Origin of the sequence: Streptomyces sp. NPDC050856 (genome assembly GCF_040653855.1) — a bacterium.
Taxonomy (GTDB): domain Bacteria; phylum Actinomycetota; class Actinomycetes; order Streptomycetales; family Streptomycetaceae; genus Streptomyces.
Genome location: NZ_JBFAGV010000002.1, coordinates 60,964 through 75,075, shown reverse-complemented (window position 1 = coordinate 75,075; position 14,112 = coordinate 60,964). Strand labels below are relative to the sequence as shown.

At 71.7% G+C, this 14,112-nt stretch carries 9 protein-coding genes and 1 other RNA gene; 2 read left to right on the top strand and 8 right to left on the bottom strand.

Translation table 11 applies throughout. The features are described 5' to 3' along the window. Positions 1-7: 7 nt before the first annotated feature. Both AB0H53_RS02215 and AB0H53_RS02210 read right to left on the bottom strand, forming a co-directional pair. Positions 8-6,187 carry a DNRLRE domain-containing protein gene (locus AB0H53_RS02215; protein WP_362105818.1) on the bottom strand — a complete coding sequence of 2,060 codons (6,180 nt, stop codon included), beginning with the start codon at positions 6,185-6,187 and terminating at the stop codon, positions 8-10. A gap of 314 nt (positions 6,188-6,501) precedes the next feature. Further along, entirely contained in the window at positions 6,502-7,488 is a 987-nt protein-coding gene (locus AB0H53_RS02210; RefSeq protein ID WP_362105815.1) for a LysR family transcriptional regulator, read from the bottom strand. Between the two features lie 83 nt (positions 7,489-7,571). On the opposite strand from AB0H53_RS02210, the gene AB0H53_RS02205 reads away from it, so the two are divergent. Continuing rightward, the gene (locus AB0H53_RS02205; RefSeq protein ID WP_362105812.1) at positions 7,572-8,888 is read left to right on the top strand and encodes an MFS transporter; all 1,317 of its coding nucleotides are present in this window, start codon (positions 7,572-7,574) and stop codon (positions 8,886-8,888) included. A gap of 66 nt (positions 8,889-8,954) precedes the next feature. Here the strand turns inward: AB0H53_RS02205 and ssrA are convergent. The 5 genes from ssrA to ftsE all read right to left on the bottom strand — a co-directional run bounded on the left by ssrA (position 8,955) and on the right by ftsE (position 12,844). Next, positions 8,955-9,325: a transfer-messenger RNA gene (gene ssrA, locus AB0H53_RS02200) on the bottom strand. A gap of 116 nt (positions 9,326-9,441) precedes the next feature. After that, complete coding sequence (gene smpB, locus AB0H53_RS02195) at positions 9,442-9,927, bottom strand: SsrA-binding protein SmpB (RefSeq protein WP_362105809.1); 486 nt, start codon at positions 9,925-9,927, stop codon at positions 9,442-9,444. An 18-nt stretch (positions 9,928-9,945) separates the two neighbouring features. Further along, a complete protein-coding gene (locus tag AB0H53_RS02190; protein WP_362105806.1) occupies positions 9,946-11,136 on the bottom strand; it encodes a S41 family peptidase in 1,191 nt (396 codons plus the stop codon). Positions 11,137-11,204: 68 nt separating this feature from the next. Next, positions 11,205-12,122 (bottom strand): permease-like cell division protein FtsX, encoded by a 918-nt coding sequence (gene ftsX, locus AB0H53_RS02185; protein ID WP_362105803.1) that lies wholly within the window; start codon positions 12,120-12,122, stop codon positions 11,205-11,207. Positions 12,123-12,154: 32 nt separating this feature from the next. Continuing rightward, positions 12,155-12,844, bottom strand: a complete 690-nt coding sequence (gene ftsE, locus AB0H53_RS02180; RefSeq protein ID WP_362105800.1) for a cell division ATP-binding protein FtsE — start codon at positions 12,842-12,844, stop codon at positions 12,155-12,157. 275 nt (positions 12,845-13,119) lie between these two features. On the opposite strand from ftsE, the gene AB0H53_RS02175 reads away from it, so the two are divergent. Then, a complete protein-coding gene (locus AB0H53_RS02175) occupies positions 13,120-13,311 on the top strand; it encodes a hypothetical protein (protein ID WP_362105797.1) in 192 nt (63 codons plus the stop codon). A gap of 87 nt (positions 13,312-13,398) precedes the next feature. Here the strand turns inward: AB0H53_RS02175 and AB0H53_RS02170 are convergent. Further along, a partial coding sequence (locus AB0H53_RS02170; RefSeq protein ID WP_362105794.1) for a hypothetical protein occupies positions 13,399-14,112 on the bottom strand: 714 nt, incomplete at its 5' end.

Sequence of the window (14,112 nt, the reverse complement as noted above, 5' to 3'; positions counted from 1 at the left end):
CCCGGCACTATCTCAGTGCCTTGGCGAACTTGTCCCATGCCTTGATGGAGGCCCGGTCCCCGTAACCCCGGAAGACCTTTCCGCCGATCTTCAGCAGGGCCTTGGTGACGCCCGACCCGAAGGCCGACAGTCCCGCACCGACGAGGGCCGCCTTGACGGCTCCGCGAGCGGTGAAGCACCGGTCCCAGCACTGGTAGGCGTACCGGGCGAGGCCGCCGATGGCACCGACCACGGCGCCGCAGATGAAGGCGCCGACGCCGGAGAGCGCGGCACAGGCCACGGCCGCGAGGCCCTGCACGCCGTTCACCAGCACGCTGCACCAGAAGCCGCAGGACCTCGGCTTCTTCTTCTTCTTGTGACCGTCGAGGTCGTACGCGTTCACCGGGTCGGCCGGGTAGGTGTACGCGTTGTCGTTGCCACCGTAGACCGGGTCGGTGCTCAGGAAGCGCCCAGTGGCGGTGTTGTACAGACGGGCACCCATCAGGGTCAGCCCGGTCACCGTCTCCGAGGAGCGCAGCTTGGCGCCGAGCCAGTCGTAGCGCTCGGCCGAGCGGCCGGCCCGGGCGTTGCCGTACTCGTCGCTGTCGAGCACCTGCGGGGCCTCGGCCTGGTCCAGCGGGAGCCGGAGGGCCACGTCACCGTGGATGTTGGTGAGCTGCAGGGCCGTCTCACCGGTCTTGCCGGTGGTGGCGCCCAGGTCGCCGCCGACACCGACCACGTTGCGGGTCAGCGCGCCGGTGGTGGTGTCCTCCACGATCCAGCGGGGGCTGTCGCCGTCGCCGTCGTAGTGGTTGAGCTTGGACCCGGTCTGCGTCCAGGTGCCTCCGTTGTTGGTCTCCGTCTTCCACGAGCGGAAGCGCATGGCCGAGTCGAGCTGCCAGGTCTGGCGCTCGGCGCCGGAGGTGAGCTGGTGGGCGCGGTCGTTGGCGTAGTAGCCGACCGTGCTGCCCGGCAGGGCCGTGGTGCGGCCGAAGGCGTCGTAGGTGTACCCGGCGTCGACCAGGCGGTCGGCGCTGTCGTACGTGTGGGTCGTGGTGGTGCCCCCACTGGTCGGGCAGTCACCGCTCGCCGAGCCCGTCGCGGTGGTCAGCGACGTGCGGTTGGAGCGCTTGTCGAACCCGTACGCGCGGCGCGTGCACACGTTCTCACTGCTGTCGTTCACGGTGACCAGGCGGCCGGCGCGGTCGTACTGGTAGGTCTGGTCGGACCAGCCCGAGTGCTTCACGACCTGGTCGTGGACCGACTTCGACACCGTGTCGGACATGACGCTGGTGCCGTCGCTGTCGCGCTTGTAGACCCGGCCCACCACGGCGCCCGCGGTGTCCACGTCCTGGGTGAGGGTGTAGCCACCGGGGAGCTTCTCGGTCCGTACGCCGCCGTCGGCGTCGTAGGTGACCGAGAAGGTGCCGGCCACCGAGTCGGTGGTGGCGACCGGCAGGCCACGGGGCTCGGCCGCGCTGTCGTAGGTGTAGGTGACGGAGGACGGCACGGAGTCGGAGACCTTGGCGGAACGGTCCAGGAGGTCGTACTCGCGCTTGGTCACACCTCCGTCGGCGTCGGTGTAGGAGATGAGGCGGCCGAGCCTGTCGTACGCCTTGGTGATCGTGCCGCCCGTCGTCGAGCTGTTCTTCGCGACCAGGCCGGTGGCCGGGTCGTACTCGACGGTGGACTCGGGCACGGCCTGGCCGGGACCGGTCACGGTGCTCTTGACCACGCGTCCGGCGTTGTCGTACGTGGTGGTCGTGGTGCGGGTGGCGCCGTTGGCGGTCTCGGTCCGCTTGGTCGGCTGACCGTGGAAGCCGTACTCGTGGATGGTGTCGGGCAGCTTCACCGGCTGCGAGCCGCCACCGGTGATGTCACCGGCCGGGCCGGTCCAGCAGACCGCGTCCGCCCACTCGGGACGGCCCTCGCACCAGCCGGTGCCGGTCGCCGACCAGTAGACGGTGACCCGCGTGGCGGCGTCGTTGCCGGTGCTGCCGGGGAGGTTCTGGTCGGTGACCCGGCCCTGGGCGTCGTAGGCGGTGCCCGTGGTCAGGTTCAGGCCGCCGGAGTCCTGGATGGCCAGCTTGGGCAGGCCCTTGGCCCAGTCGTACTGGGTCTCGTTGACGCGCTTCTCGCCCATGACCGAGTCGTAGCCGCGCACCCGGACGCCGGTGACCGCGATGGTCACCTGGTCCTTGACGACCGCGGTGCCGTCGGTCGGACGGCCCTCGTCGTACTCGGTGACGGTCCACTCGCGGCCCGGGACGGAGGAACCGGCGGCGACCAGGACGGTGGTGCCGTCCTTGAAGTCCTCGGTGAGCTCCACGCGGTGCAGCGGGCCGAAGCCCTCCACCTCGCGCGCGCCGTCGGCGCTGAAGAAGGAGACGGTGGACAGCTCCTCGGCGCGCTCGGCGGTCGAGAGGGACTCGATGCCCAGGTCACGCAGGGTCTGCACGGCGTCCGGCGCGGTGCCCAGGGCGACCTCGCGGTTGCCGGCGGTCAGCGTGCGGACGGTGTTGCCGAAGCGGTCGAACTCCTGGGTGGTGATGTGCCCGCCCGGCTCGGCCGCGTTGACCTCGCGACCGGAGACGCCCAGGTAGTGGACGTCGGCGCGCTTGTAGTCGGCGGCGCCGAGCGCGGATCCGGAGTGGGAGGGGGGCACGGCGTCACCGGGGAAGACCGCGGTGGCGTCGGTGGGGGCGTCCGTCTGGCCCCACGCCTTCACGTCCGCGGCACCCATGCGGTACGGGGCGGCGGTACCGGTGAGCGGCACGTCGTAGACGACGCCGGTGGTGTTGCTGCCGGCGACGACGTCGGCCGTGCCCTGCTGCAGGGCCGAGCGGGAGACCTTGAGCAGCATGCCCTCACCGGCGGTGTCGGCGTTGCCGGCCTTGCCGTAGGTGAAGGTCCACGGGAGCTGGCCGGGCGGGGTGAGCTGGGTGACCCGGCCGGTGCTGTCGTAGGCGTACTCGGTCTTCAGCGCCGGGGCGATCTGCGGGTTCCACGCCTGGCGCAGACGGCCGGTGCCGTCGTAGGCGTAGGTCTGCACGGCCCTGGCGGTCGCGGCGGTGGCACCGGGCTCGGTGGACCACAGGCGGACCTCCTTCACCTGGCCGCTGAAGTCACCGAGGGCGGTGGCGGTGGCGGTGGTGGCGGTCGCGTAGACGAACTCCAGGGAGCGGCAGCCGCGCGTGGCGGGTGTGGCGGCGCACGTCGCGGCGGTCGCCGCGGAGGTGGGCGCCACGATCCGCTTGGGACGGGCCACGACCTTGCCGCCCACGGTCACCGTCTCGGAGACGACGTCGGTGGTGCTGGAGGTCAGGCCGTTGAGCTTGGACTGGTCGACGACCCAGGTGGTCGCGGCCGGGTCGGGCTTGGCGAAGAGGGTCTCGGTGCCCTCGGTGTCGGTGAGGGTGAAGGTGCCCGCGAAGGAGCCCTTCAGCGTCAGCTCCTCGGCGCCCGGCTCCGGGATCCAGCCGGTCCTGGCCGCGTTGGCGGTGAAGGCGACCGTCTTGCGGTCCTCCTGCACGACCGACAGCGCGGTGTCGGAGACCTTCAGGATCTGGACGTAGTCCGAGCCCGTGGTCTCGGCGACGGTGCCGCTGGTCCACTCCTTGCCGAAGATCGGGGCCTGGCCCTCCTCCTGGGCGTTGGGCGTACGGGAGGACGCGGTACGGCTGACGGACATCCCGAAGTAGGAGGCGTCGGCCGAGGAGAGCCCGTAGTCACCGGTGAGCAGGTTGACCGAGCCGGGGCCGATCTCCTGCGTGGCGGCGCCGGACCCGTTGCGGTCGACGACGACGGTGAGCGGCTGCGTGCTGCCGGCGGCGCTGCTGGGGCCTGTGAAGTCGGCCTTGAGCTGCACCGTGCCGTCGGGGTTGACGGTGTTGGTGGTGTTCCACACCAGCGGCGCGTTCCTGCCGTTGGTCAGGGGCACCGGCCAGGCCGCCAGCGCGGTGCCGCCGCTGGTGACATCGGCGGCGGGGATCCGCACCCACGGGTCGGCCTCGGAGCGGCGCCAGGAGAACGACACCGCGTTGTACTTGGCGGCGTCCACGTCGACGGCGAGCGGCAGGCGGCGCGCGGTGCGCTCGCCCTGGGCCGGCTGGAGGAAGCCGCCGGGCCCGGCGTGGAAGGTGTGGCTCAGCGCCTCGGACCTGTTGTCGGCCCTGTCGACCGAGCGCACCTGGAGGGTGTGGGTGCCGTCCTTCGGCGGGGTGACCGAGATGGCCTTGTCGCCGGCCGCGCCACCGGTGTGGACCTTGGTCCAGGAGACACCGTCCAGGGACCACTCCAGCCAGTTGTGGTCGGCGGCGGGCGGGGTGACGGTGAAGGTGCCGGCCTGGCCGGCGCCCTTGACCCAGGCGCCCGACGGGTAGTCGGTGGAGGCGATCTTCGCCGGGGCGGAGGGGGCGGTGGCGTCGACCGTGAAGGTCTTCCACGCCGACCAGCCGAGGTTGTAGTGGGTGCCGTCGTAGGGAGACGTGCGGAACTTGTACGTCTTGCCGTTGGTCAGCAGACCGGCCGGGACCGTCACGGCGGCGGGCTGGCCCGACGGTACGCGCTTGGACACCAGGACGTCGCCGAGCTGGGTGTTGGTGGCGTTGTCGTAGAGCTGGAAGGTGCCGACGACCTGGTCGCCGTCACCGTCGACGAAGGTGTCGCGCAGCGTGGGCGTGGCCGAGTTGACCACGTACGTGCCGCCGTAGGAGAAGTACGGCTGCCCGGCCTCCTGCTTGGTGCCGGTACGCGGACGGAAGTTGTAGTTCACCACCAGCTTGGGCGGGTTGGCCGCCGCGTTGGCGGAGTTGACCCTCTTCCACTGGGCGGTGACCGCCTCGTCGGTGGCGCGCAGGCCCATGTGGCCGCGGGCCGTCTTCGCCGAGGCCCACTCCTGGGCCAGGGCGGTGACGTCGGCGTTGATCCAGCCGTCCGGGGCCTCGGCGCAGCCCGGGTTGCCCTTGGTCTCGGTGGAGGTGGCCTTCTTCGCCGTCCAGGCCGGCTGCGAGGTCCAGCGCGAGGAGGTCGAGGCGGCCCCCGTGGACCACACCTCCCACGGGTGGGCCTTGCAGTCGGTGTTGCCGGAGTGGAAGTCGTACAGGCTCAGCTTGGCGCTGGAGATCAGCGCGTCCTGGATCGGCGTGGTGTCCCAGGAGATGAACGAGCGCGCCGTGCGGGCCGTGCCGTCCGCGTTCTTGGTACCGGGGTTGCCCAGGTCCAGCTCGGTGTCGGCCGACCAGTCGACGCTCTCGCCCTGCTGGACGTAGGTGTCGAAGACATTGGACAGCGCCGAGGTGGAGGGGTCCACCGTGACCGGGTACGTGGTGGCGGGGTCGGCCAGGAACTTCGCGTCCGGGGTGATGACGAGGTCCACACCGTCCTTGGTCGGGACGGCCTTCAGCCCGACCCCGGCGCGGCGGGTGTGCTCGCCGGACACCTTGTCGACGGAGGCGTCCCACATCACCGGAGCGGGCATGACGGCCCGCTTCTTGCTCTTCTTGTCGGTGAAGAGCAGGCTGCCGTCCGCCAGCCGGCTGACCTTCAGGCCCTTGGTCCGCAGCGGGAGGGTGTACGAGTAGCCCCCGGTGGCCGGGCGCTTCTTGATCTCGACGAACTGCTCGAAGCCGGTACGCGTGGCCTCGACCACCACATCGGCCCCGGGCACCGCCTCGGGGTACACCGCGCGGGTGCCGTCCAGCCGGGGAGCCGGCAGGCCACCCTTCCACTGGAGGGTGATCTGCTCGTCGCCGGAGCCGAGCGTCACCAGGTCGGTGGCCGGGGACTGCTGCGCGCTGCGCAGCGACGCGGCCCGCTTGCCGGTGCCGCCCGCCAGCCGCAGCCCCCGCGGGTGGGCCTTGGGCCGGACCGAACCGTCGGCGTCCGCCTGGAGGTTGACGTCGACCGGGACCCATGTCCCGCCCCGCTTGAAGCGGACCGGCCCGGCGGCCAGCTCGGTGGTCAGGCTGCCGTCCTTGTTGGCCCAGGTCGTCGAGGTCTCGGTGCGCTCGGAGAGCGCCTCGACCCGCTTGCCCGAGAGCCGCGCGGCGACCCGGGCGGACGCGATGTCCGCCGCGGTGGTCGCGGGTGCGGCGGCCGGCTTGCCGGCCGCCGGCTTCACGGACGGTGTGGCGGCGAGCGCCGACTCCGTGCCGTAGAGCACCGACATCGCGAGGACGACGGCGAGGCCGCCGGATATCTCGCGCATACCGGCCCTGCCGGCCGGCCGGACACGCCCTGCCCTCCCGGGCCGGGACGCATGTCTGAATTTCTTCACTTTACCCCTCGAAAGTCCGCACTTCATGCGGGTTCTGTGATGCGCCTCACGCATCTTGATCGAAAACTAACCAGGGGCAAAAGACGGGGCAACGGGACAAACTTCCGACGCTTGAGGCTTACTTGAGCTGAGGAATGTGAGAACCGCCACGGTTGCCCATGAGAAGGCAAAGAAAGATCAAATTTCCCCTGAGGTGAGGGTGGGGCAATTGTGGACACCCTGTGATGCTGCGGTGGCAACCGCGATCATTCGGCGATCAACGGCATCTGTCGACACATCGATTGATGGTCCGCCTCGGGCAGCCAGCTCCCCGGCGGGACCGCCAGCCACGCCCCTCCGTCCGCCGCGCTCAGCCGCCCCGCCGCGTCCCGCAGCGCCGCCACACCCGGGTGCCGCAGCCCCCGCCGCCACACCATCGACACGGGTGACAGGGGGACCGGCCCGGTCAGTGGCCGGACGACCATGCCCGGGACCGCGATGAACTCCGTGCTCGCCAGCACCGACCAGCCCTGCTTCCGCACCACCCGGACGAACTCGTCCACACCCGCGATCTCGGGGAACGGGGCGGCCATGGCGATGCCCCGGCCGGCGAAGAGCCGGGCCGCCAGGTCGGTCCATTCCGCGGTGGCCGCGTTGCCCGCGCCGGCGTACAGGGTCTCCCCCCGCAGGGCGCCCAGCGGGATCTCGGACAGCGCGGCGAGCGGGTGGTCGTCGCGGAGCAGGACCGCCATCCGTTCGTGGCGCACCGGCTGGTGGGCCAGTCCGGCGCGGACGGCGGGGGCGAGTCCGGCGACCCGGCCGAAGGAGACGTCCAGCCGGCCCGCCAGGATGTCGGCAGCGGCGCCTGTCAGGCCGCTGACGTAGCGGGCGACGAACTCCAGCTCCGGGGCCGCCCGGCGGGTCTCCTCCAGCACCAGGTGCCCGGTGCCGACCGGCGCGCCGACGTCCACCAGCAGAGGCCGCCCCCCGGCCGCGAAGGCCGCTCTCAGCTCGTCGTGCGCGGCCAGTACCCGCCGCGCGTACGGCAGCAGGCGCTCCCCGTCCGCCGTCAGGGCGACCTGCCGGGTGGTGCGCACGAACAGCTCCGCGCCCAACTCCCGCTCCAGGCGGCGGATGTCCCGGCTCAGCGCCTGCTGGGCGAGGTAGAGCCGGGCGGCGGCCCGGGTGAAGTGCAGTTCCTCGGCGACGGCCACGAAGGCGCGCAGCAACCGGGGGTCGGAGTCACGAAGCATCCGACGAACTTACAACGGGAGTGCGTCAATCGGCTTCCGGCAGGTGTTGGACGGCCGCCGCGTCCCGCCGGGAGGGTGGGGGCATGCCGCACCCGACGAAGGCCCCCCTGCTGGGGCTGACCCCCGACACCCTGGTCCTGGTCCCACGCCACCCGGAGCCCGGCCCGCCCCACCGGTCCGGCCCGCCGCGCCGGTCACGTCCGCCGCACCGCGACCCGTACCTCCGGCTGTTCGAGGCGCCCGGCGCCCGTGCCTTCACCGCCGGCAATCTGATCGCCCGGCTCCCCATGGGGATGTTCAGCGTGAGCGCGGTCATCATGATCGCCGGTGCGTACGGCTCCTACGCCCTCGCCGGCGCCGTCACCGCCACCGGGCTCGCCGCCACCGCCCTGGTCGCCCCCTTCACCGCGCGGCTGGTCGACCGGTACGGCCAGGCCAGGGTCGCCGTGCCCGCCACCGCGGTGGCCGTGCTCGGCTCCCTCGCCCTGCTGCTGTGCGTGCGGCACCAGGCGCCCGCCTGGACGCTGTTCGCCGCCTACGCGGCCACCGCGACCACGCCCAACACCGGCGGCATGTCCCGGGCCCGCTGGGCCCATCTGTACCGCGACGACCCCGCCGCCGTGCACACGGCCAACGCCTTCGAGCAGGCCGCCGACGAGTTGTGCTTCATGCTGGGGCCGGTGCTCGCCGCGTTCCTGTGCGCGGCGCTGTTCCCGCAGGCGGGGACCCTGGTGGGCGCGGCCTTGCTGCTGACCGGCGTCCTGCTCTTCGCGGCGCAGCGCGCCACCGAGCCGCCCGTCCGGCCCCGCGCCGGCCGGGGGGCGCGCGCCCCCCTGCGCTCCCCCGGCATGCCCGCCCTGCTGGCGGTCTTCCTGGCCACCGGAGCGGTCTTCGGGTCGATGGAGGTCGTCACGCTCGCGTTCGTGGACGGCCCGGCGGCCGGCGCGGTGCTGGCCCTCCAGGCCGCGGGCTCGTGCGTGGCCGGCCTGGTGTACGGGCGGACCGGGCGCACCGCGCGGCTGCGGACCTGCCTGGCCGCGATGACCGCCCTGATGGCCCTGCCGCTGCTCGCCGCGACCGGCACCGGCTCGCCGCTCCCGCTGGCCGGCGCCCTGCTAGTGGCCGGCATGGCGACGGCGCCGACCATGGTGACGGGCATGACGCTGGTGCAGCGCCTGACGCCGGACGGCCGGCTGAACGAGGGCATGACGCTCGCGGTCACCGCCCTGCTGGGCGGCATCGCGGCGGGGGCGGCGAGCGGCGGCTGGACGGTGGAGCACCTGAGCGCCGGCGCGGGTTACGCCGTACCGGTCACCGCCGCCGCGGTGGCCCTCTGCCTGGCGGCGGTCACGACGGCCGGGCGTACGGCCGGGGACACGACGAAGGCCCGGCTGTCGTGATCGACAACCGGGCCTCCGCCTCACATGGGATGACGGGTCTGGGGGACGGGCCCCCAGGAACTCCGCTGGTGGAGATGGCGGGAATCGAACCCGCGTCCAACGGTGCGGAAACAGGGCTTCTCCGTGTGCAGTCCGCTGCGATTTTCTCGGCCCCGGAGATCACGCGGACAAGTCTCCGACGGGCTCAGTCACTGTTTGATTTCCCTCTCGACCCCGTGACCGGGCCTAGAGGTTTAGTTCCCTAGCTGATGCCAGGATCCGGGTCGGGAACAGCCCCGGGCTGACACTTCGCAAGCTCGCTACTTAGGCAGCGAGGGCGAAGGAATCGCGCTTGGTGTTGGCGATTATTTTTTGCGACATATGGTTTACGAGATCATTGCCGCTTCCTCGACACGCTTCCCCTGCTTCGACATCCGCTGTCGAAACCGATCATCCCCATGTTGATTTTTCAAAGCCGCCCCTCGCGGGGCGCGCCCCCGCCGTGGGGGGCAGGTGCCATCGTACGTGACCGACGCCCGACGAGGCCAGCGCATTCCGCCGCCGACGGCGCGTCCTACGCCCGCTCGCGGCGCTTGACCGCCGAGACCACCCGCTCCGCCTCGCGGCGGTCCTGCTTCTCCCGCAGCGTCTGCCGCTTGTCGTACTCCTTCTTGCCCTTCGCCAGCGCGATCTCGACCTTGGCCCGGCCGTCCTTGAAGTACAGCGACAGGGGCACGATCGTGTGACCGGTCTCCTGGGACTTGGCCTCCAGCTTGTCGATCTCGACCCGGTGCATCAGCAGCTTCCGCTTGCGCCGGGCGCTGTGGTTGGTCCAGGTCCCCTGGGCGTACTCCGGTACGTGCACGTTGTGCAGCCACGCCTCGTGGCCGTCGATCTGCACGAACCCGTCCACCAGCGAGGCCCGCCCCTGACGCAGCGACTTCACCTCGGTGCCGGTCAGCACCAGACCGCACTCGTACGTGTCGATGATGGCGTAGTCGTGCCGCGCCTTCTTGTTCTGCGCGATCAGCTTGCGCCCGGTGTTCTTTTCCTTAGCCATAGTGCGGCCATTTTCGCACTACGAACCGTCCCCGAGGCCACTCAATACCGTCCGGGCCCGCTTCTCGGCCTCCTCGCCCGCGGCCAGGTCCGGGGTGATGCCGCGCCCGTCCACGGTGTGCCCGGCCGGGGTGCGGTAGTGGCCGACGGTCAGCTCGGCGACCGAGCCGCCGGGCAGCCGGCTCGGCATCTGCACCGAACCCTTGCCGAAGGTGCGCGCGCCCACCGTCACGGCCCGGCCGCGGTCCTTCAGCGCCCCGGCGAGCAGCTCGGCGGCGCTCATGGTGCCCCCGTCCAGGAGCGCGACCAGGGGCCTGTCGGTGTCGCCGCCCGGCTCGGCGTACAGGGCCTTCTCCTCGCCGTGCACGTCGTACGTGGCGACCAGGCCGCCGTCCAGGAAGGCGGAGGCCGCCGCGACCGCCTCGGTGACCAGGCCGCCGCTGTTGCCCCGCAGGTCCAGCAGGACGCCGGCGCCCTCGGGGGCGCGGCGCACCGCGTCGCGCACCCGCTCGCCGGAGCCCTTGGTGAACGCCGCGACCCTGATCCTGACGGCTTCCGCGTCCAGCCGCTCGACGGTGACGTCCTCGGTGGTCAGCCGGGCCCGGCACAGCGTCCCGGTCCAGCCGTGCCCGCCGCGCCGCACGTCCAGGACGACCCGGGAGCCGGCCGGCGCGCCCGTGCCGCCGCCTCCCTCGCCGTCGCCGCGCAGCAGCGCGACGACCTCGGAGACGGAACGCCCGCGGACCGGGCGGCCGTCGACGGCGTGCAGCCGGTCGCCGGGCCGCAGCCCCGCCCGGTCGGCGGGACCTCCGGGGAGGACGCGGGCGATCTCGATCCGGCCGGCGGAGTCGCGGCGGGCCGACAGGCCCACGCCGGTGTACCGGCCGTCCAGGGCCTGCTCGAACTCCTCGAACTCGTCCCGCGCGTACACCGCGCCCCACCGGTCACCACTGCGGCTGACGACCTCCTCGGCCGCCTTGGTACCGGACTTGCCGTCCGCCACGGCCGCGGCCGCAGCCCGGGCGACCTCGTCGCGGTCGACGGTGGCCGGCACGGTGCGCGCCAGGCGCCGCACGGGCGCGCTCCGCTCGTCGCGGGGCAGCGAGTCGGTGGCGACGGCGCCGGTGAGGACGGTGACGAAGACGAATGTCAGGGCCGCCCCGCGGCGGACGGCGCCGCGGGGCCGGATACAGAACTCGGGGCCCGGCATGTCGCCCACTCTAGGACAAGCGAAAGGCGCCGTACGGTCGTTGACCGCACGGCGCCGGGGGGCGCTTCTCACACCTTGAGGTACTTGCGCAGGGCGACCGCGGCGGCCAGCGAGGGCATCAGCAGGCCGATGACCAGGACCAGCGGGAGCACCGCTATCACCGCGTCCCAGCCGATGAAGTTGACCAGCGGCATGCTCTCGGCGAGCCGCAGTCCGCCGTCGATCAGGAAGTACCGGCCCACCAGCAGCATGCCGCAGGCCAGCACACCGCCCAGCAGCCCCGCGAAGGCGGCCTCCATGATGAACGGCATCTGGATGTAGAAGCTGGACGCGCCGACCAGCCGCATGATGCCCGTCTCCCGGCGCCTGCTGAACGCCGACACCCGCACGGTGTTGACGATCAGCATCAGCGCGATGACCAGCATCAGCGCCATGATGAACAGGGCGGCGACGTTCATGCCCTTCATCATGTTGAAGAGGTTCTCCAGGATGCCGCGCTGGTCCTGCACGGAGTGCACGCCGGCCCGCCCGGCGAACGCCGTCGCGACCACCTTGTACTTCTCCGGGTCCTTCAGCTTGACCCGGAACGACTCCTGCATCTGGTCGGGCGTGATGATGCTGGCGATGGCGGTGTCGCCGTACTGGTCCCGGTAGTGCTTGTACGCCTGGTCGGCCGTCTCGTAGTGGACGGACTCCACGATGTCGAGCTTCTTGAGGTCGCCCTCGATCTCCTGCTTCTGCTGGGCGGTGACCGCCCCCTTGGCGCAGGTGTCGGCGGTCTCCGCGTCGTTCTTGTTGCAGAGGAAGATCGAGACGTTGACCTTGTCGTACCAGAAGTCCTTCATCACGCTGACCTGCTCACGCATGAGCAGCGCGCCGCCGAAGAGCGCGAGCGACAGGGCCACGGAGACGATGACGGCGAAGGTCATCGTGAGATTGCGACGGAGACCGACACCGATCTCCGACAGTACGAACTGGGCGCGCATCGCGTGCGTTCAGCCTTTCCTTGCTGCTCTGCTCAGTGCTGGTAGCCGTAGACGCCGCGCGCCTGGTCACGTACGAGACGACCCTTTTCGAGCTCGATGACGCGCTTGCGCATCTGGTCGACGATGTTCTGGTCGTGGGTCGCCATGACCACGGTGGTGCCGGTGCGGTTGATCCGGTCCAGCAGCTTCATGATGCCGACGGAGGTCTGGGGGTCCAGGTTTCCGGTCGGCTCGTCGGCGATCAGCAGCATCGGCCGGTTGACGAACGCGCGGGCGATGGCCACCCGCTGCTGCTCGCCGCCGGACAGTTCGCCCGGCATCCGGTCCTCCTTGCCGCCGAGCCCGACCAGGTCGAGGACCTGCGGGACGGCCTTGCGGATCTCGCCGCGCGGCTTGCCGATGACCTCCTGCGCGAACGCCACGTTCTGCGCGACGGTCTTGTTGGGCAGGAGGCGGAAGTCCTGGAAGACGGTGCCGAGCTGACGGCGCATGTGCGGCACCTTCCACTTGGACAGCCGCGCCAGGTCCTTGCCCAGGACGTGCACCGTGCCGTGGGAGGCGCGCTCCTCGCGAAGGAGCAGGCGCAGGAAGGTGGACTTTCCGGAGCCGGACGACCCCACCAGGAAGACGAACTCGCCCTTCTCGATTTCGAGGGAGACGTCCCGGAGGGCGGGGTGGCTCTGCTTCGGATAGGTCTTGGAGACGTTGTCGAATCGGATCACGGATGCACCACGGTCGGCAGGGAGTAGGTGAGCGTGACCATACGCGACTGGCGATGCCCCGCGCAGTCGCCGTCCGGCCTTGCGCCTTTTGTCCCTGTGTGCTGTCGGGCCGGGCGCCGGGGGGCCGCCGGGGCGCGCCTAAACTCGCGGGAGCTGGCACAGTGGTAAGGGGAACGGTCGCGTTTCCCTGAGCGTTGTGTGGAGAGAACCGTTGCACAGTCCGCGTTTGTGCACGTCCGCGTCTGCGGCTCCGCCGCGCGGGAGGAGGAGAGCGCATGACCTATGACCGATTGGTGTGCGCCAACTGCGCGGCGCCCGTCACCGAGGGACGGTGCCCTGTCTGCCGGGCGAACCGGCAGCGGCTGCAGCACGAAGGTCCGCTGGGCGGCATGAGCCCGGCGGCTCTGATGTTGCTGCTGGCGGTGCTGGTGGCGGCGGTGGCCCTGCTGGCCCACCAGACCGCCTAGCAGCGGACGCGGGCCGGGCCGTACGGGGTGAGGGCCCGGGAGAGGCACTGAGTGCCTCTCCCGGGCCCTCACTCGTGTCCGTCCGGATCAGGCGGCCGTACGGCCACCGGCCACCAGGCGCGGCAGCATCCGGAAGCCGATACCACCGGCGATCATGGTCGCGGCGCCGATGAGCAGGAACGAGGTCTCGGCGGCGCCCGTCGCGGCGAGCTCCTCCTTGGCCTTGCCCTGCTCGACCGGCTTGGAGCCGGCGTTGTTCGGGCCCGGGTTGTTGTCGGCGCACTCGGCGCCGTCGAGGTCGACGGTGCAGGTGCCGACGTCACCGGTGGCGGAGCCGCCGGTGGAGACCGAACCGCCGGTCGCGGCCGAACCGCCGGTGGCGGCGGAGCCGCCCGTGGCGGAGCCGCCGGTCGCGGAGGTGCCGCCCTGGTCGCCACCGCCGGAGACCGAGGAACCGCCGGTGGAGGAGCCACCGGTCGCCGAGGTGCCGCCCTGGTCGCCACCGCCGGAGACCGAGGAACCGCCGGTGGAGGAGCCACCGGTCGCCGAGGTGCCGCCCTGGTCACCGCCGCCGGAGACCGAGGAACCGCCGGTGGAGGAGCCGCCCGTGGCGGAGGAGCCACCGGTGGAGGAGCCACCGGAGTCCGAGGAACCGCCCTGGTCACCGCCGCCGGAGACGGAGGAACCGCCCGTGACGGAGGAACCGCCGGAGTCCGAGGAACCGCCCTGGTCACCGCCGCCGGAGACGGAGGAACCGCCCGTGACGGAGGAACCGCCGGAGTCCGAGGAACCGCCCTGGTC